This window comes from Trichocoleus sp. FACHB-6 (genome assembly GCF_014695815.1).
GTDB classification, from domain to species: Bacteria; Cyanobacteriota; Cyanobacteriia; order Cyanobacteriales; family FACHB-T130; genus Funiculus; species Funiculus sociatus.
In genome coordinates this window covers 99828-119332 of sequence record NZ_JACJOY010000010.1, presented here as the reverse complement: position 1 = coordinate 119332, position 19505 = coordinate 99828, and the positions used below count along the sequence as shown (strand labels likewise).

Here is a 19505-nt window from a genome sequence, read left to right as displayed (position 1 = left end):
ATGGACAGATTAATTACGGCTAGATAGTTCTTTTAAGAAGTTTGATCCCGTTATTCATCCTTAGCTTAAGAAGATATAAGAGCTTTTTCTTCATGAGTGTTTGCAATACGAGTAGCGCGAACTTTACTAATCGATTGGAGAATATAGCTAGCAATTCTAGGGGAGAGGAGTCGGATCAAGAGCAGTTTTGTGATTAAAATCCAGGCGGTTTTGTCTAGCAGAATTTTCGGATACAAATGAATTGCACTCTGCAAATGTTCCGCAGCCTGTTTAGCCCCAGTAGCACCAGGAACCCGCGTTAAGCCCAAATGCGCTAAAAACTGGTAGGTATTAGCTAAGCTTTTGTTTTTTAGATTTTGTACTTCACCAGGAGCTGCTTTAAATGCTCTTTCAATGACAATTAGATGATATTTTTTCATTACCTCAATTTTTGACGACATTGCCCCAGAAGATTGGCGATAAAATATCTGTGGTTTGGTAACTACTACAAAATGCCACTTAGCAGCCAGCCGTAGCCAGTATTCCCAGTCCTCACAGGAGGCTAGGGTAGGATCGAAGTCTCCCACTGAGGCGATCGCTTCCCGTCTAATCATCACATTAGAACCGCTGTCAATGAAATTACCCAACAACAAATCTGCAAAAACATTCCCCTGATAAAATACCGGCTTACATCCATGAAAATATTGTCCTTTGTCATCCATAAATTGTGTCCAGCTATAAGCAACTCCGGATTCTGGATGCTGTTGCAAAGCTAAAAGTTGTAGTTCTAATTTATCTGGAGTCCACAAGTCATCTGCATCAAGAAATGTAATAAAATCTCCCGCAGCATGAGATATACCGCGATTGCGTGCAACTGGCAAGCCCCCATTACTGTAAGAAAAAACTTTCAGACGAGGGTCTTTCACTTCATCAAGCAATTCGAGAGTGCGATCTCTTGAGCCATCATTAATTACAATTAGCTCAAAGTCCGAAAAAGTTTGTTGCTGAACCGATTCAATCGTTTTCAAGATTGTGCGTTCAGCATTGTAGGCAGGAACAATAACAGAAATAATTGGCATACTTACCTTCCCAAGCGCTTCCACAGAGTTTTTATCAGTTTTTAATAACTTTCATAAACACTTTCTCGATACTATTAATCATATTTTCTCTGTCAAAATTGCACAAAACATGAGTGCGGCACCTTTGTTGAAGGTGAGGATAGCTATCTCTCCAGTGCATAATTTTAAGCAACTTATCTGCCAGATCTCGTTCATTACCAGTTTCAAAAAGTCCCCTTTCAAATTCTCCGGTTAAAATTTCTGGGATACCCCCAGTCCGACTAGCTACCACAGGAGTTCCGCAAGCCATTGACTCAATAATTGTTCTCCCAAACGGTTCTGGCCATAAACTCGGTAAAACTGTAACATCGCTAACTTGATAGAGAGAAGTGGTATCGTTGACATGACCAAGAAAGCTTGTATGCTCTTTGATTCCCAAATTAGTTACTAGTTCTTCTAAAGAATTTTGGTATTCCTGTTCAGTGCTTAACGGCTTTCCAGCAATGAATAGTCTAAGTTTATAACCGCTTTTTAGAAGTAAACTAAATGCTTTTAGCAGCGTTTCTATTCCCTTTTCTTTATCCAGCCTACCTACATAAGAAATAACTTTCACATCTTCAGCAATATCCCATTTTATTCTCAAATCATAAAAATTTTCTGGAACTTTAAATAATTCTGTATTTATTGCGTTATAAACAACATCAATTTTGTCCGCACTCACTCCACTGTTTATCCAATCAAGCTTTGTTTGCTGAGAAATCGTAATAAACTGTTTTGTTCCTTTGAGCCCGATCGTATGCGGACGACCAAATCCAGGAGGAGGAGGTAGCCGCAGATGACAAACCGAGGGAATTTTTTTGAATACGGATAAAACGTAGCCAAAAAAAACATCATGGTATCGGTTACTGTAAACAACGCTGTTCTGATTTGCAGAAATTTTTAAAATATCAGCAAAAAAATCAAAAAAGTAATTAATTGTACTGCGATCTAGTATATAACTTTTAATATTTACTAAATCGATACTAAACTCACGGTACTGCTCTATCAAATTTCCTTCTTTCAAATACAAAAGAGTAATAGTGTGTCCCCGCTTAGATAGACCGTGACACACATCAAGCAGGCTCAACTCCTGCCCACCACGCACAGAAGAAGGCTCATTTTCTAACACAATAAGATGCATATAGATCCAATGGTTTTAATTAGGATAAAACATATTCTTCTTGGTTAGCGTTTATTCTATTAGGTAACTTTTCTTTCAAGGCAATGCCCATCATTAACAAGCCAGGCCAGTAGGTATAGGCAAGTATTTCTATGCCTTCTGAAAACCCAAAAATAAATAAAACTAAGACTATACATAAGCCCGCCCTAGCAGTAGTACTATTTTGTGCCTTTATCAGTAAAATTATAAAGCTCCATAACATAGGAAGTGCCAAGGCAGTACAACCTACAGCCCCCCTTACATAGAGCAGAGCAATCCAAGTGTCGTGAGAGCCAATAGGCATATGTTCCGTTACTTTGGGTCCTGGAAATTCAGATATACCATGACCCCAAATGGGCGCTTCTTTCCAACGATATAGTTCTATCTCTTTTAATATTTTTCTAATTTTTGAAGATCCGGCGCGAGCATTGGTAAAACTATCACGTGCAGTCTTAACCAGATCGATAACTAGAGGCGCAACAATACCTGCAAAGAAACTTCCTATACCAAAAGCTATTTGTAATTTTGGTTTAGTAAATATTACTGTCAATATCCAAGTGATTAATGCAACGGCCGGAAGACATACAAGGCCTGCTCGTGAAACCGAAACCCAAACCATAGCTACGGCACCAATCATACCAATCCACCGCCATTTTCTGTTAGTTTCTTCACGCGCCAGGAAAAAATAAACATTGCCTGCCAGCCCCAAAGCCGGGGGCCACGGTGTAAACAATTGCATACGAACTTCATTACCCGCAGCCATAGGGTCGTAACCACTTGCTCCAATTAATACCCGATAATAAGTTCTTCCACCTTTTCCTATGGCTTGCAATGGAGAAAGGTATGAAATTGCGAAATTTAACTTAATTGCCACAAAGGTAATTGCAATGACAATGAGACTGTGAAGGCAAATAATGCAGACGGCTCGATAAATTAATTGAGGGCGGATATTCAAGCAACCAATAAGAGGAATTAAGGCAAGTAAAGCCCAGCTCCTTGTAAAATCAACTAATGAGGTAATGAGTTGAAAATTTCCTAGTTTAAAATCTAAGTGACCAACAACTAGAGACAAACCCATAACCAACATGGAAATAATCCATACCCATATTCCCGAAGGAATAAAAATTTTTTCCTCATTTGGAGTGTTGTCCGGTTGATTCCAAAGCTTCTTGCACAAATATATAGTTAGAAACCAGGACATCCCGGATATCCACGGAAACTGTGCGCCTAAGAAGTAAAGCCCATAGGTTCCTATCAGGGTATACCAAACTATTTTTTCCTCAAAATTTTGAGGTTTCATAGGTTAAATCTCATTACAATTAGCTGCATTTACTAAATGCCTTTTTCTCCTCGACAGATTTTGACTCACCTATGGTTTTAACTAAATAGGTTTCGATTGTAGAGGACTCTTTTGGTCTTTAGGCATTTGATTTTTGTGTTTATACAGCCCCAGAGTTACCAGTCCGGTAGTTAAAAATATGGAACCTAACCCTCCACCTAGTAAAGCAAATTTCTTTTTGGGTGAGACGGGAGACTCTGGTAAGCTAGGCTCTGCGAGCATTTGAATTAAAGGATAAGAGCCTAAGGCATTTGAAGAGCCAATATCTAATCTAGTCACAGTAGAGGTAAACACGGCTTCAGCAACCTGTACATCCCGTCTAAGAGCTTCTAATGTAATTTCTTGTTGGGCTAATGTCTTAAGTCTAGTTTCGAGCTGCTTAATCTGGCGGTCTATTTCCTGAGCTTGGGCTTGGAAACCTTGTTGGTCTGTCTGAACGACAACCAAATCTTGGAAAAGCTTTTCCCTAGCGCCGCCAGATGTAGTGCTACTAAGATTGAGTTGTGCGAGAGTATCTTCAGCTATGGGTCGTCCCAAAATAGCCTGACTTCGTTGTGTTAGGGCAACTTTTGCTGCGTCTCGTCTGGCTCGTTCTCTAACTACTGTAGGATTGGCTGGCAAGAACTTTGATTCTAAAACAACGAGGGCAGAATTGGCTTCATTATAGGTTTGCAGATATTGCTGAAATAGCTGATCCGATTGCAGGGCAAAAGCATCAGCGGCTTGCCGAGATGATAGATTTAAATTGTTTGATAGCTGTTGCAGACGAGCATTAGCTTGCTGCTGTTGAGAGATGATTTCAGCTCGTTGCTTACGAAGCTGTTCAATGTTATTTGCAAGGCTTGTAACTTGATCGTTACCGCTCAAGCCTGAACGAGCTTTGTAGGCGGAAAGTTGCGTCTGAGCAGCATCCAGTTTTTTCCGGGATGCTGTTAGGGAGTCTTGAAAGCCTACATCTCGTTGAGAAATTTCTTGATTTCTCAACTGTTGGAGTCTTCCTTGAAGGGCTTGATAAATAGCTAAGTTTTTCTTTTGAGCTTCTTCGGCAGTGTCACCATTAAATTCAAACATCATCAGAGTGGTGTTTTGCACTAGCTTAATTCGAGGGGTGCCAAATTCTTCTAATGGTACACCGATTTTTTTAGCCGCAGATTTTACTACAATATCGCTGGAAGCAATAACTTTGTAAACTTCTCTTGGATCTGCAATAGAACTATTTGCGTAGGGTGACTGATTTTCATATGAAGCTGAGCCCAGAGTTGGTAAGGAAACTCTGGCATCTGACCCCGCTCCTGGTAAAGTAAGAGTCATCTCACTAGCATACTTGGGCTGGGCAACTTTTAAGTAAAATAAAACGGCTGCCCAAAGAGCTACATTGGTTGCTAAACCGACGATACCTAAGACTAAGTAATATCTCCAAGCTCCTTTACGTACTGCTGATTGAGGTACTGTTGTCTTGGAAGGGGCTGGGGATTTGGAGATGGTTAAAGAACCGTTTTTCTCAAAATCCTCATTTGTCGGGAAAAGGGAGCGTTTCATATGTCTTAGGCTTAGAAGTTACGCTATTGTCATCCAGATTATTTTGCCTTGTAATTACTGATTTTAAAATCAAGAAGGCAAGGCAAATTGCAGCTTATAGAACACTTTATCTGTTGGATATGTAAATGTTGGTGTCACAGATTGTTGTAGTCGGGCATACCAACAAAGTTGAGCTTTAAGGACAAATTTAACGGACAACGCTTTTAAGTACGACAGTAGCAGGTCTCGCTCGGCAATAAGTTGCAACTGGTAAAGAGGAATATTCTGAGGAAGATTATACCAGGTAGAAAGTTATTTGCCATTAGGCGATCGCAAACTTTCCTGCATTTTATCTTTTGAATCTTAAGTTCGCCTACTTGTTCCACTTACCGCCTTTTTCACAAAAAACTACTTGGGAAAAGCTTACCTTTTTGTTGGAGCTAGGAACTTTTTTGCTTCGGTGAATTGACTATTTACATCCTTTTGGTAATTATTGTACTTTTGTTCACCCAGTTTAATATATCAAACTGAGCTGTATATCAGTCTTGAGGATGATTAAATTAATTGTCAATTCTGAGAGAGGTCAGCAGCTTATTTAAATAGAGATTTTAGTAATCTGGTATACATCAATTGGGACAAGGGTTTCAGCTCTAGAGTGTTCTGTTTTAGAGGTTGATATTTTGATGTAGTGTGTGCTAATAAATGCCCAAATATATAAGTAGAGTATTGGCGTAGAAGCGATCGCAACCCAGAAAATTTCACGAAAAATTTGTACAATTAGTGGGCAACTTTACCGAAAATTCACAATAGATAAGTGTTTTTGTGAATAGTATAAACACTTGCTTTTTAATAGCGATCGCTTCAGCGCAAATGCGTGACAGCCAAGACAGCAATAATAACAAAAAGCGATCGCCTTTTTGAAGCGATCGCATACCAGCCAATATTCCACTATAGCCTTTAACTATTCGGTCGTTGTAGGATTGTCTCCGCAACGCGCCGCTTGGCTTTGGGGTCTATGCCAATCAGACGCACGTACTCCCCAGTATGCTCAGCTAAGCATTCTTCTAAAGCAGCGATCGCATCCGTCGCCTCAGTAGCCTGAATTGGGGCGCAACTTTGCCAAGATTGGGTAGAAAAGCGTCGCTTATCCGCATATTCTGCACCAATGCGATACCCTTGTGCGAGTATCTGGCGTACCTGCTGCTGAGTATCTGAACTTAGTTTGCTACTTTGTAGACCGTTGCTGGTGTGACCATTACCCAAATTAGACCCATGAGAGTGCGTTGGTTCGTTCGCTAACTCATTACGGACGACTGCCTTCCAGTTTTCTTTGGGTAGAGTTGTCACCTTATTAGCATCTGCAACCTCTTGATTAACCGGATTAGGCGATCGCCGCCCGGTATTGTACTCTTCTACCAAGCGCGTATTCTGCACTCGCTGCTGTTCGTTAACCATCACGTTGCCAAATTCGATTAAGCGAGACAGGCGGAAATCAGGTTTTATAAACGTTGGTGGCCCCTCAACGCTGTTCACCACCCTAGAGGAAACGCGGCTAATCCCTGTTTGGTGAATGAACTGGCGAATTTGTTCGTCGTAAATGCGCGATCGCACTGCGCTAAAAAAGTCAATCGATTGATGGGGAAAGCTATCTACTAACTGTTCTATCTCACTACGAGACAATCCATCTTTCTCAAAAATGCCGCCGATGATACCAATCTTGTCGTCTCGGTCGGGTTCCCAGTAGAATTTGTCCATTCTACCATCCCGAATCAACGGCGCGTATAGCGTAGATAAGTCATTGCCTGTGACAATTATGGGTACGCGGTGCAGGGGTGTTGAGTCATAACTCCCTGGAAGTTGCACATCTGTAGGGTTATCAGCAATATTCATCAAGGTGCCATTCACCAACTGCGTATTCACAGTATATTGGGTGCCTTGGTCGAAGCGTCCCGCCCCTGCATCAAGATCGTTGATCATCAGTACGCACATTTTACCGCGCACTTTAATGAATTCTGCTGCTTCCCGATAGCGCAAGCGAATTAAACGTCCGGGATCTCCAGCATCAGGACTTTCCAATTCTCCAGCTGACATATGGACAGCATCGATGCCCATCTGCTCGAATACTAACTCGCATTGAAAAGATTTGCCTTCTCCCTTGCGTCCATGAATTCCCAGAATTAGAGGAACTCGTACTCCAGGGAGGTCAAGATAATTTTTGGTGATGTGAACCGCAAGTTTATCTAAAAAGCGGGGAGAAATGTAGTATGTCATCGGTCTGTTGTTGGCGATCGCGCAAGATGCTTATTGTTAAAATTTTATTACAAAAGCTCGTTTATAAACGGGCGATCGCCTTTAAATTTGAACGACTTCCAGTTAATGGAACTAAGGCATTGAAATGGCGGGAAGATGCTGTACAAGAAGAATGGCGAGAGATGACGGAGAACCTGCTCATCGTTCGATGGGGTTCGCTGGATGAGGAACTAAGTAGCCCGATCGCGCTAATGTTACAGTTACCCATAGAAGAATTGACTCATCTGTTGCTGACTCTTTCTCGCGAGGAGTTATTGGAACCGTTTGGCGGAGGTTCTAATTAGTCGGTGAATGTGATCGCGTTTATTGAACCGCATTAGCGTTAGCCCTTTAGCCATGCGCGTTAGCCCTTTAGACGCTAAGGACGCGAAGGAAGAAGGGTAAAGGCTAAGACTTAAAATACTCAAAATAGATAGTCGAGTCACACTCTAATCTATCAAATCGCCCGATGGGAAGACTTTTAATTTATTCCCACTCTCGATGTATTTTATTGCGGTTACGAACAATTATTTCTGGTATTTTATCTTTAGTAATTGCCTGAGTTATCTTTACGCTTTCCTTAAGAAAAAGCATCCATTGAGACAGATTAATTGCTAAAGGATTACCAGAGTAAGTGAAAACTTTCATAGCGTTTCCGCTTGCTGCTATGGCATGAGCTAGAAATAACATTTTGTGAAGCTTGAGATTAGACTTAATTTGATATAGTTCTTTACTTGACACAGAAGTATGCAGAAGATATTGAAGTTCTTCTGCATTATCTAAAGATGAAAGGTAGTGATAGCCCCGCACTATAATCTCGATTACAGCAACAGGAATAGACATGGTAGCAAAGTGTCTGAAGTCATAACCATTTAGATACATCCATCTAGATATATCTGCAATAGTCAGATTGCTTGAACCAAAGGAACCAAATTGCATTAGTTGAAGAAATGCCCACCCAGGTATAGGAACTCCCATCTTAGTACACATATCTGAAACAATATGCCCTAACCAGATTAAAGGAGCGAAAACTTTGTCTGTTGATGAGACATCAAAGGTCTTCAGGATTTTGATATTTCCATCAATATCAAAAGCAGTCATTGACCCATTAAAGATATCTAGTGTCCCAAATATAAGACCAAATAATGGATCGTGACCAAGGCTCAACAATCGATGTATTTTAGGGTTAAACCCCGCAATGTTGGAGTTAATACTTTGATCGTAAGGAACTTTACAAACTTCCTCACACCACTTTAAAAAAGGATTTAGTTTGCCCCCATTTTCAACCCCAAGTGTTCTCAGCCAGCCAGTAAAGTTACTTCCTCCTTGCTGATATTTTCCCAAGTAGCTAATATCTTTAGGAATCTTTACTACTAAAAAATCAAGAACAGAAGCAACTAATCCGGCAATACCAACTATTCCATAATCTAAACCCGACAAGTGAGGAAGAGTATCCGGGTTTCTAAAAACCTTTTCTTTGACTCTAGCCTGAATAAGAGGATTATTGCTGAGGAAAAAATCGTCATCCCATTTTAACTTACTTGATTGAGTAAATAGTCCAGAATCCGCCTCTAATGTGTTTTCTAAAGAGACTCCTGTATCCTTAGCTAAATTGAGTAGCTCATAATGTAGCTGTCTTAATCTGTCTGAGCCTTGCTCCTGCTCTTTACAAATTATTTCAGAGCTTAAACAAATTTCTTTAATTCTGTGAGATGATTCTGATAGTTCCTCATTCCAAGCGGGTAATTCAGACATATTAGCCACCTCATTGATTAGATAAATCTTGATTTCTCTTCAAAGCGTTCCTTAAAAACTCAATTGACTTCTCAAGATTTTCTATTTCTTTATTATTTTTATCGTGGTTACGAGACAACTCATCTAACTTATCTTCAAGAGAGCGAATTGCTTGTCTCTGCTCTTTAATAATTTCTTGGGCTAAACGGATGTCTTTTTGAATGTAAACAATCTCCTTCATAATGACTTCTAGTTTAGCTGCTTGTGTTAGAGCCATATCTGGGGATTGAGCAAATAAATTACCGACTCCAACACCAGCGCCAGCGCCAAGAATTGCACCACCAGCAACAATTACTGCAAAACCGCCAGCCATCCCAAAGCCTCCTGCTGCGATCGCGCCTCCCCCAAGAGCAGCTAAAACGGCTGATACTGCTGCTGCTCCAGATAAACCTGGTGCTAGAATCGGTGCGAGTAAAGCAGCTATAGCAGGAGTGAAAAATGCTGCTACTACCACCAGCAGCACTGCTCCAACTACGCCTAATATCCAAGGATTGAAACCTCCTTTAATGCCTTCAATTGCTTCCTTGTAGTTAGACTGAAATCGTCCAACAACGTCTGGGTCTATATCTAGTGTTTTAGCAAAAAATCTTAGCTTTTTTTTAAGCTTTTCTTCATCATAAATTCTCAAGTCTTTGAATACTTCCGTGTTATCACCAAGCGAATAATAAGGTTTAAAAAGTGTTAACTCTAATAAAACAAGATATAAAGTTAATTTATTGGCTTTCACAACTGTCAGTTCTTTAACTGATTTTTTGAGCTGATCGAAATCTGTAAGTAAGTGAAAGGAAATATTAGTAACGGTATCTTGATCAATTTGGCTTTTTAGAAAAAGTTCTGTTGAATCTTTCCACTTAGACAACCATTTGCGCTTAAGTGATTTTTTATCAAGATTGGTTTCACACTCAATATCGGCTAGTACCAAGTGGTACTGATAGCTAAACATGATTCTAGTTTCTTCGAGAGTTAAACCAAATTCTTTCATGTTGGTGTTCCTAGAGAATAATTACGATAGCCCGTCAGTATGAGATAAGCTAAATTAAGTACAGTCTAAACGAACACATGAAGGCTGAGAAGGGTAATTATACTGAAACGAGAAAGATAGATTGCCCCTGATTTTTTAGCCGTAACATCTTCAAAAGCGCGATCGCACTTTTATAATCACTCCAAGGCGATCGCATCTTCACTCCACAACTTAAAAATAATAATATTGGGATGCGATCGCTCTCATCTTCTCATCAATAAAAAGAGCGATCGCCTCTATTTTTTTCTTGTTTAAATAAGGAATATCATCCCTATTATTTAACTCAATTGATCTGGATCAATACCCAATTCGCGTAGTTTTGCTGCTAGCAGTTCCGCTTTAGCTTGGGCGGCGGCGGCTTCAGCTTGGGCGGCTGCAAAAGAAGCGATCGCATCCTCTTCTGGAGTTAGAATCATCTCGCCGGACTGTGTAAACCAGCGCAACCAAACGCGGTTGATGCGTTCGTAACTACCTTCCCACAAACCTAAACTTAGACCTAGTTCTGGAACCGAAAAGCGATCGCTTTCTGGGGTCATGGATTCGTAGTGGCCCCCAACTAGATGAAAAGCTTGAACTTCATTCGTGTAGCGACTGAAAACAAAGTAATAAGGAACGCGGAGAATTTGTTCGTAAACTTGCCATTTAGTCGGCGGTTTTCCTGTTTGGGAAACTGTCCTACCCAAGTCTATAGCCCTTTGGGCATACGCTTCGCGATCATCTTCCGTACCGGGGGACAATAATTCAACTACGACAAACGGACTGACTTACTCTTGCGACATAACGTAACTCATCCGCAAATCGCGACCTTCGTAGAGTCGAGAAACTCCCACAACAGCAAACCAGTCGGGACGTTTGTACCAGTTGGGATGATGCCAGTCATAGTATAAGTTTAGGTCAGCACCAACAAAAACCTCCTCCGGATCGTAGTTAGACGGCTGGAAGGTTTGGCGCAGCATCGGGGGCTGAAATTCGTGATATTCGTCAGGCAAACCAGGTTCCTCTGGGTCTTCGCTAGGCAGATCGTACATCGTCGGCAAAGTTTGCCGGGGTGAAAGAGGCGGATCAGATTGAGCTATGGAGCGAGGAAAGCTAGTCACGGCTGATAAGCTGCTACGCAGCTAAATTTAATAAACAGCATTACCTTTATTTTTAATTTTTCGTTCCCATTTAATAATAAGACCTCCTTCATTTAGCAATTTATTCAGCAATCCTTCTAGCTGTTCTACTGACTCAAATAGTCTATGAGCTATATATTCTTTAGCTGAATGCCAAACTAATTCAATTAGATTATAATCTGGACTATAAGGCGGCAAAAACTCTAAGATAATGTTTGGCATCTCTGCTTCAATTTTCCCGAAAATATCTTTTCTTTTGTGGAAGCTAGCATTATCTAAAATAATGATTATTTTAGCCGAACATTTTGTGAAGCTTTCGGCTTCATTTCCTGCTTCTATCCATTCTTGTAGTAGGAAAAGATTCAAAAGTTTTATTTGTTCGTAAAAAACATCCGCCTTCCCTTTTTTAATGACAAAATTTATTCTCTTTTTATCGTGATAGCGCAATCCTCCCATAATATTTACTCTCCCTCTTCTTCTTTGTCCTGTCACTTTCTTTCTGTGACCTTTCCTTCCCCATGTTTTTCTTCTTATCACCGTTAAGCTAAAACCGCTCTCGTCCCAAAACCATACCTGTAAACGTTCTGGGTTCGTTTTAGTAATTTTTAGATATTCTGATAATTTTTCTTTAAATACCTTCCGTTTCTCAGGATTTTGTTTGTCCTCCAGGCTGTATTTTGCCCAAAGGTAAACGTACTTTTTTTTCTCTAATCTTCTCCTCACTTGAGAGCCGCTTAACTTAATTCCTGTTGCTTGTTCAAGATAGGTTGCTAGTCTTGCTGCTGTCCATCGCCCAAACTCATATCCATAGTCTGCTGGCTCTTTTTCAACAACTTCTAATAATAGGTCTTCATATTCCTGGGTGACTTTACGAAAATTACCTTCTCTTCTTCCATCTAAAAAACTATCTATATTATCTGGGTCGCCATGAACCGCCCAATATGCTACTGTTGGATATGCAATCTCTAAAAACGAACTGATTTCTTGATAAGTTTTTCCATCGTTTAATAACAATAAGATCAACACTTTCTCTCTTACATAAGGATTTTCATGCTCCTTTAGCGTTTTTAGTAGCCGCTCTCTCTGCTTTTGAGAAAGATGATTCTTTGCTGGCATGTGTAGTTTGAAATAGCTTATTTAATTATTTTAATATTATACAATCAAGCTGCGTAACAGCTTATCTGGCGCTACGCATACTTTACAGGGTATCAACTGTTGGAAGTGGGCGCGATCGCAATACGGTTTCTTATAAGATAATGCAGCCTACCCAACATATTTGTAGGGAGTCAATTCCCACAAACAACCCAAAACCCTTATATTGGAGCGCACTCCCCAATTTCCAACAAAAAGGAGAGGTAAATTTCTCTACCTCTCCTTTTCTGAATAATTTACGATCGCATTGCAAAAGCAAAAATCTAAAATGATTTTTTGCCTTTTACATGATTGCCGTATTAATAGCCTCTTTGGTTGGGCTTGGAAACGATGAAGCTGAGAACTTGGCACTGCTTCACGTTATCAAAACCTACTACTCGGATGTAGCCAGCGGAATACTCAGAACGGCAAGCTTTTACTTCATTGAGAACTTCTTGTGTGGAGCCTGCATTAAACAGAGGCAGTTTCCACAGCGTCCAGTAGTGCTGTTCTGGGTTAGACTCTTCGCTGAATTCTACTGCTGGGATATACCCTTGGTCGAGAATGTATTGAACTTGTCTGCTAATTTGGGCATCGCTGAGCGGTGGCAAGTAAGAGAGGGTTTCGTAACGACGCTCTTTAGGTAAAGTTCTCATGGTTGGTGTAAATAGTTTCCTTGTGTTTATTTCTGCTGAAAGTTCTGTCAGCTAACAATCGAGGTTATCCAGGCTCGCCTGGTGCATCGGTTTGCGGTTCGGGCTGGGAAATGGGGTCAGGTAAATTGAATTGCGTACTTCGCTCCAAATGCTGACGCCGATATTCCACATTGGACTGCTGAATGCCAGCACGAACCATCTCAGGCAAAAAGTCTGCTACTTCTTCTGCTAGATGCTGACGCACGGTCAGAATCCGCAATGCGATGTCTGGTTTCTCCCGGATTAATTCCAGTAGGTAAGCTTCTCCATCTTGGATTTTGCCCGTTGAGGAAAAGTTACTCAGCCAGATTGCCGAAGGAGGATTTGTTTCGCTCAACTGAGCGACAGTAATTTTCACTGCTTGATAAGTCAAGTAGCTAATCAGCGTCTTAGCAGTGTCTTTGGCAACTTGTTTGAGATCCATTTTTGACCCCAGCCACAGCAATTTTAGATTTTAGATTTTGGATTTTGGATTCTATTAGGTTAATCCAAAATCCAAAATCCCTAATCCAAAATTGATTACAGAGTGTCCATTGCCTCGAACTCGAACTTGATTTCCTTCCACAGTTCGCAAGCAACAGCCAACTCAGGACTCCACTTGCAAGCTTCGCGGATCACGTCGCCGCCTTCGCGCATCAAGTTGCGTCCTTCGTTACGAGCTTGGACACAAGCTTCCAAGGCAACACGGTTGGCAGTAGCGCCAGGAGCATTACCCCAAGGGTGTCCCAAGGTGCCGCCGCCGAATTGCAGGCAGGAGTCATCGCCGAAGATTTCAACCAGCGCAGGCATATGCCATACGTGGATACCACCGGAAGCTACGGGCATCACACCAGGCATAGAAGCCCAGTCTTGAGTGAAGAAGATACCCCGTGCGCGGTCTTGTTCGATGTGGTCTTCGCGCATCAAGTCTACGAAGCCCATCGTGATGCCTTTTTCGCCTTCCAGTTTACCGACAACGGTACCGGAGTGGAGGTGGTCGCCACCAGACATCCGCAAGCACTTAGCCAATACGCGGAAGTGGATACCGTGGTTCTTCTGACGGTCGATCACGGCGTGCATGGCGCGGTGAATGTGCAGCAGAATACCGTTACGGCGGCACCATTTGGCGAGGGTGGTGTTAGCGGTGAAGCCACCCGTCAGGTAGTCGTGCATGATGATCGGTGTGCCGATTTCCTTAGCGAATTCAGCCCGTTCCATCATTTCTTCGCAGGTGGGAGCAGTCACGTTTAGGTAGTGACCTTTGATTTCACCTGTTTCAGCTTGAGCTTTTTCAATGGCTTCTTGTACAAACAGGAAGCGATCGCGCCAGCGCATGAAAGGCTGGGAGTTAATGTTTTCGTCGTCTTTGGTGAAGTCCAAACCACCGCGCAGGACTTCATAGACGGCACGACCGTAGTTCTTAGCTGATAAACCGAGCTTCGGCTTAATCGTACAACCCAGCAAAGGACGACCGTACTTGTTCAGTTTGTCGCGCTCAACGGTAATCCCGTGAGGAGGGCCTTGGAAGGTTTTGAGGTACGCAACAGGAATTCTTAAGTCTTCCAAGCGCAGCGCACGTAAGGCTTTGAAACCAAACACGTTGCCCACCAGAGAGGTCAACAAGTTGGTAACAGAACCTTCTTCAAACAAATCCAGGGGATAAGCAATATAGCAAATATACTGGTTGTCTTCGCCTGGTACTGGTTCGATGTCGTAGCAACGACCTTTGTATCTATCCAGGTCTGTCAGCAGGTCTGTCCATACTGTTGTCCAGGTACCTGTGGAAGATTCAGCAGCAACAGCAGCTCCAGCTTCTTCTGGAGGAACACCAGGCTGAGGCGTAACCCGGAAAGCCGCCAAGACATCAGTATCTTTGGGGGTATAGTCTGGGGTGTAATAGGTGAGTTTGTAATCTTGAACTCCGGCCTTATACCCAGTCTTCGTCTGAGTTTTTGTTTGAGAGTAAGCCATGTCTTCCTTCCTGAGGGAATTCTGAAGGTAGTTACGGGTTTTGAGCGATCCCGTACATCTTTCTTTATTGTTTTTTAACTATACCAGGAAGGTAATAAGTTGAAATTCCAATCTTTTTCTGACTTCCATAACTTTTATTTATTAAAACAAATCGTAATATTTTTTTACACAGAAATCCTTGACATATTGGCTAAATTAATAATCTCAATATTTTTTGTGAAACAAGCGATCGCGCACCAAATATTGTATATTAACAAACTTTATTTAAAATAACCATGCTCAAAAGAGCTGAAGCATAGACACTTATCGGAACTAAAGCAAGCATTGTGTAGCTGAGGCAAGATTAAATAGAGTAAATTCAATCCTGTATATCAGCCAAATGAAGAGAGGCGCGATCGCAATGGCATTCTTGAGTAGGCGTATTGGTTTGTTTATCAGTGCCACACTGCTTTCTGTGAGCCTGCCACTGTGGGGAATCATCCAATCACAGCACACCGATAATAGCCGCGTACTGGCTCAACAACCCGTCGAGATAGACCGGGGAGACGACCTCCGCACCTATCCACCATCATCAGCACCACCTGGACGCAGACCCTTGCCCCCGGAACGCCGACGACAAGAAGCAACCCCAATGCCTGCCGATTTTCGCATCACTGCCTTGCAGCCTGGGTATACTGGCAGTCTCTGGGTTGGTTCCTGGCAGAGTTTAACGCGGATTAATCCCAGCACTGGCAACATTTTGGCGCGAATTAGTCTGCCCAACTACACCATCGGCGCGATCGCCCAAGACCGAGTAGGACGAGTTTGGGTAGGAACCTATGAAGGGCTGGTACGGGTAGACCCTCGTAGTAATGAAGTGACAGCGCAAAATTTCACCTTACCTTCTAATCGAGTATTGTCGCTGTTAATTGACCGTCGGGGCTATTTGTGGGTAGGAAGCGATCGCGGTCTTGCCATGATCAGTCCTGACCAGGGATTACTGATGACAACGTTACAAAAGTTACCTGGAGTATCTGCTAACGCCCTCACCCTAGATCGAGAAGGTCATCTGTGGGTAGGAACACTTGAAGGGTTAGTGCGAATAAATACCGCTAACGCCTTTATCCTCAAGCGAGTGAAAGATATCCCAGGCACCACAGTACAAGCCCTCACCCTAGATTCCGACGGGAAAATTTGGGCAGGAACACCCAACAGTTTGTTAGTCATTGACCCCAAAACAGGTGATGTGTTGCGTTCTGTAACCCCACTGCGGGGGCGCAACGTTACCTCTGTGCGCTTTGCACAAGATCGCAGTGTTTGGGTAGGTACAGAGAACGGTCTGCTGAGATTGAATCCCACTACTGGGGCTGTCTTGGATCAAGTTGCCAACCTGCCTTCTAGCCGGATTCTTTCCCTAGCAGCTGATGTCAGTAATAAGTTGTGGGTAGGAACCAGCGAAGGACTGGCTTGGATCAGCTTGACAACCGGGCGCGTCACACCACATTTAGCCTTTGTTCGTGGCGAGGACAACGAGCAAGTGTTCACTCCGTAGCTATACGGAATAATTCAGCAGGAAGTTGAAGTTTAATACCGATGACTTCTAGTTAATTAAGGTTGACACTTCCATGCTGAAAAAACTTGCCAAAACAATTGCCAGTGTTGCTATTGCTGCTGGTGCTGTATCTACTATCGGTCAAAGCGCGATCGCACAGGCTACCAATCCCGGAGACATTGCAATTAATACCATCCGCATCGAAAGCACCCTTGATGCCAGTGCTAGAGTGCGCCAAGGTTATTTTGAAGTTCCTAACCGAAATACTACCATTTCTGCCTTCGGTGGTCGGATGCGCCTGTATGATGCTCACATGGCGCGGATGATTGCCTTGAGTCATCAATTTTACTGCCAGCAACCCTACTCTGGTGGAATTGAAAAGGTAATGGTGTGGGACTACCGCGCCAACAACGGTAGAATCAACATGGGTACTTTTAATATGCCCTGCACGTTGGTAGAGCAGACAGTAAGCGCCTATGGTCTTGGTAGATCAGTACCAATGGAAGTAGAGCTTCCGGACGGATCTATAGGGGTTTTCAACGTGCGTACCCTAGATATTCAAGACGGCAGAGAAACTAGAGATTTCCTGAGATTTGTGCAAAGTATTAGACCAGAGCGCTGAAATAGTTTTTAGTTAGTAGTTAAGTAGGGCGGGTCATACCCACCCTACTATTAGCTAACAACATCAAACCTCAAGACGCTATAAATCGCGTCTAGAACAAAACTCCTAACTTGTTTATGGCAATCACCACCCAGCAATTAATCCAGTGGAAACAGCAACAGCGTCCAATTGTGACGCTGACAGCTTGGGATTATGCGATCGCGCAACTATTAGACGCAGCTGGGGTGGATATCATCCTAGTGGGAGATTCGCTGGGGATGGTGGCGCTAGGATATGAAACAACGCTCCCATTAACGCTAGATGAGATGATACACCATGCCTCAGCGGTGTGTCGCGGTGTCAACCGGGCGTTAGTAATGTGCGATTTACCGTTTTTGACTTATCAAGAAAGTTCCCAACAAGCGATTCACTCAGCGGGAAGAATTTTGAAGGAAACGGGCGCTCAAGCGGTGAAAATGGAGGGAGGATATCCGGCAATGGTAGAAACTATTGCTAGAGTCGTGCAAGCTGGTATTCCGGTGATGGCTCATGTAGGTTTAACGCCGCAATCGGTACATCAGCTAGGCTACCGACAACAAGGGAAAACACCAGAAGCAGGTGAGAAGATTTTACTTGAAGCGATCGCTCTTGAACAAGCTGGTGCCTTTGCCGTTTTGTTGGAACATATCCCCGCCCAGTTAGCGTTGCAGATTACTCAAAAGTTGTCGATTCCTACCATTGGGATTGGTGCTGGTGTTCACTGCGATGGACAGGTACTCGTCACCGCCGATTTATTAGGGCTTTCCTCTCGACAGCCGCCTTTTGCCAAATCTTACGCCAATCTGCAAGAAACAATTACCCAGGCAGTACAAGAGTTTAGCGGTGAAGTGCGATCGCGTCAATTTCCATCGCAGCAACCTTAAACGTAGAGTTAGGCAAAATAAAACTTTGCGTAACTTTGGACTATTCTTGGCGTTCTTTGCGTTTAAAAATAAATTTGGATCATAATAACGGGTCAAGAGGCTCGCAAAAATTGTTCACACCAAGCTGACCCACATACATCAAAACGGGCGTTACTAGGAGACTTGGGCAAAGTTTTGTTGCTGCTAAATGTCCCATCATTAAGGCAAATTGTTCATTTACCAGATCGTCGCGAAATTCTTCCTGACAGATAACAGCACGGCATTTTTTAGCTAAACCTGCGAACCATTCTGCATTAGCTATATCTGGTTGCTGTCCGACTCGAATTGCCAGCACCATCGCCGCATCTTCTAAATCTCCTTCACAGTCTTCTATCACATCCAGAGATATTAGAGCATCGGGATAATCTGCCAAATCAGAGCGAAATTTTGCAATGTCTTCGGATGTAACTGTAGTCATGGGATTGTTCTTAAAAGTAGTCTAGCTAAAACTCAGCTAGGCAATTACAACCATTGTGCCTCACCCAAAGAAAAAGGTGGGCTTTTGCCCACCTTTGTTGTTTGTAGAAACACCGATTTATTCCATCTTCTGGCAATCGGTGAAGCTTTTAGCGGTTAGACACCCACTAATTCAAGGGCTTCGGAACCAGCAAGCTGACGTGCGATCGCCATCCGCGTTTCCAGCTTGGCAACGCTAAACTGGTTGCGGAGATACTCTAGATGAGCCACGGCGTTAGCCCGTTCAGCAGTTAAGCGCATCACCGTATTCAGTGCGTGTTGGTACTCCAGATTCACCATTAACAATTCAAAGCGGCGACCTTTGCGTTGATTATCGTTTTTCAAATCAGGCTCGAATGCTACGCTTTTATCAGCACTCGCTTCCATCCGGTTAACTACCATTTCCGCTGCGGTAAGCTGAGAATCAATCTCATTAACAGTTTGTGCAGCTTGAGCGATCAGAGCTGGATATTGACTCAGTTTCATTTGCATCTTAAGCGACAAGAATACTTGTATAGAAAATTCTGTACTAGCCCGCCTGCGCGGGCTAGAGTTCGTTCGCCCTTGACTTTTGTCGTCAAGGCTTCGCCACTAATTCCTTCCGTTGCGACTTTTGCGTTGCTGACACATCCACGGAAACCCTCTCTGGCTGGGCAATGGGGGCTTTCTCCAAAACCTGAACTTCGATATGGACAGCAACCAGGTAAGAACCAGCCTCCTCTCCCACTGCATCGGCAATCAAGGCCGCCAAGTCAGGCCGTTCAGCAGTGATCGGGTTCCTCAAGGTGCAACGATCCCATTCATGCTGCGCGGAAGGATTGAGGTTGAGAATGTAGTGCTTGGTCATGGGATAAAAACTTGACTCCAT

Annotated in this window: 18 protein-coding genes and 1 pseudogene; 4 read left to right on the top strand and 15 right to left on the bottom strand. The window is 42.9% G+C overall.

Annotated elements, in window-relative coordinates; all coding sequences use genetic code 11:
• Positions 1-65: 65 nt before the first annotated feature.
• The 5 genes from H6F66_RS01355 to H6F66_RS01335 all read right to left on the bottom strand — a co-directional run bounded on the left by H6F66_RS01355 (position 66) and on the right by H6F66_RS01335 (position 7363).
• A complete protein-coding gene (locus tag H6F66_RS01355; RefSeq protein WP_190417478.1) occupies positions 66-1058 on the bottom strand; it encodes a glycosyltransferase in 993 nt (330 codons plus the stop codon).
• Between the two features lie 34 nt (positions 1059-1092).
• Positions 1093-2217 (bottom strand): glycosyltransferase family 4 protein, encoded by a 1125-nt coding sequence (locus H6F66_RS01350; protein WP_190417477.1) that lies wholly within the window; start codon positions 2215-2217, stop codon positions 1093-1095.
• Positions 2218-2236: 19 nt separating this feature from the next.
• Positions 2237-3535 carry an O-antigen ligase domain-containing protein gene (locus H6F66_RS01345; protein ID WP_190417476.1) on the bottom strand — a complete coding sequence of 433 codons (1299 nt, stop codon included), beginning with the start codon at positions 3533-3535 and terminating at the stop codon, positions 2237-2239.
• Between the two features lie 81 nt (positions 3536-3616).
• A complete protein-coding gene (locus H6F66_RS01340) occupies positions 3617-5113 on the bottom strand; it encodes a hypothetical protein (protein WP_199295219.1) in 1497 nt (498 codons plus the stop codon).
• 936 nt (positions 5114-6049) lie between these two features.
• Positions 6050-7363: a ribulose bisphosphate carboxylase small subunit gene (locus H6F66_RS01335; protein ID WP_190417474.1), complete on the bottom strand. Its 1314-nt coding sequence runs from the start codon at positions 7361-7363 to the stop codon at positions 6050-6052.
• Between H6F66_RS01335 and H6F66_RS27475 the strand changes: the two genes are divergently transcribed.
• Positions 7357-7686, top strand: coding sequence for a hypothetical protein (locus H6F66_RS27475; protein ID WP_199295218.1), 330 nt, complete (start codon positions 7357-7359; stop codon positions 7684-7686). The two genes, H6F66_RS01335 and H6F66_RS27475, sit on opposite strands and share 7 nt — an antisense overlap.
• A 181-nt stretch (positions 7687-7867) precedes the next feature.
• Here H6F66_RS27475 and H6F66_RS01325 read toward each other — a convergent pair whose 3' ends face one another.
• From H6F66_RS01325 to H6F66_RS01295, 7 genes and pseudogenes are all read right to left on the bottom strand, one after another.
• The gene (locus tag H6F66_RS01325) at positions 7868-9136 is read right to left on the bottom strand and encodes a hypothetical protein (RefSeq protein ID WP_190417472.1); all 1269 of its coding nucleotides are present in this window, start codon (positions 9134-9136) and stop codon (positions 7868-7870) included.
• A 10-nt stretch (positions 9137-9146) separates the two neighbouring features.
• Positions 9147-10157, bottom strand: coding sequence for a hypothetical protein (locus H6F66_RS01320; RefSeq protein WP_190417471.1), 1011 nt, complete (start codon positions 10155-10157; stop codon positions 9147-9149).
• Between the two features lie 317 nt (positions 10158-10474).
• Positions 10475-11224, bottom strand: a pseudogene (locus H6F66_RS01315) (Uma2 family endonuclease).
• Between the two features lie 96 nt (positions 11225-11320).
• Positions 11321-12427, bottom strand: coding sequence for an IS630 family transposase (locus tag H6F66_RS01310; protein WP_190417470.1), 1107 nt, complete (start codon positions 12425-12427; stop codon positions 11321-11323).
• A gap of 335 nt (positions 12428-12762) precedes the next feature.
• Positions 12763-13098 carry a ribulose bisphosphate carboxylase small subunit gene (locus H6F66_RS01305; RefSeq protein ID WP_190417469.1) on the bottom strand — a complete coding sequence of 112 codons (336 nt, stop codon included), beginning with the start codon at positions 13096-13098 and terminating at the stop codon, positions 12763-12765.
• 64 nt (positions 13099-13162) lie between these two features.
• Positions 13163-13561 (bottom strand): chaperonin family protein RbcX, encoded by a 399-nt coding sequence (locus H6F66_RS01300; protein WP_190417468.1) that lies wholly within the window; start codon positions 13559-13561, stop codon positions 13163-13165.
• A gap of 95 nt (positions 13562-13656) precedes the next feature.
• Positions 13657-15087 (bottom strand): form I ribulose bisphosphate carboxylase large subunit, encoded by a 1431-nt coding sequence (locus H6F66_RS01295; protein WP_190417467.1) that lies wholly within the window; start codon positions 15085-15087, stop codon positions 13657-13659.
• Between the two features lie 400 nt (positions 15088-15487).
• Between H6F66_RS01295 and H6F66_RS01290 the strand changes: the two genes are divergently transcribed.
• From H6F66_RS01290 to panB, 3 genes are all read left to right on the top strand, one after another.
• Positions 15488-16618 (top strand): two-component regulator propeller domain-containing protein, encoded by a 1131-nt coding sequence (locus H6F66_RS01290; protein WP_190417506.1) that lies wholly within the window; start codon positions 15488-15490, stop codon positions 16616-16618.
• 73 nt (positions 16619-16691) lie between these two features.
• On the top strand, positions 16692-17240 hold the full coding sequence (locus H6F66_RS01285; RefSeq protein WP_190417466.1) for a hypothetical protein: 549 nt from the start codon (positions 16692-16694) through the stop codon (positions 17238-17240).
• 116 nt (positions 17241-17356) lie between these two features.
• A complete protein-coding gene (gene panB / locus H6F66_RS01280) occupies positions 17357-18142 on the top strand; it encodes a 3-methyl-2-oxobutanoate hydroxymethyltransferase (RefSeq protein ID WP_190417465.1) in 786 nt (261 codons plus the stop codon).
• 79 nt (positions 18143-18221) lie between these two features.
• Here panB and H6F66_RS01275 read toward each other — a convergent pair whose 3' ends face one another.
• The 3 genes from H6F66_RS01275 to H6F66_RS01265 form a co-directional block, all read right to left on the bottom strand.
• Positions 18222-18599: a hypothetical protein gene (locus H6F66_RS01275; RefSeq protein WP_190417463.1), complete on the bottom strand. Its 378-nt coding sequence runs from the start codon at positions 18597-18599 to the stop codon at positions 18222-18224.
• Between the two features lie 155 nt (positions 18600-18754).
• Positions 18755-19123, bottom strand: a complete 369-nt coding sequence (locus tag H6F66_RS01270) for a hypothetical protein (protein ID WP_190417461.1) — start codon at positions 19121-19123, stop codon at positions 18755-18757.
• Positions 19124-19214: 91 nt separating this feature from the next.
• Complete coding sequence (locus tag H6F66_RS01265) at positions 19215-19484, bottom strand: hypothetical protein (protein WP_190417504.1); 270 nt, start codon at positions 19482-19484, stop codon at positions 19215-19217.
• Positions 19485-19505: the final 21 nt, after the last annotated feature.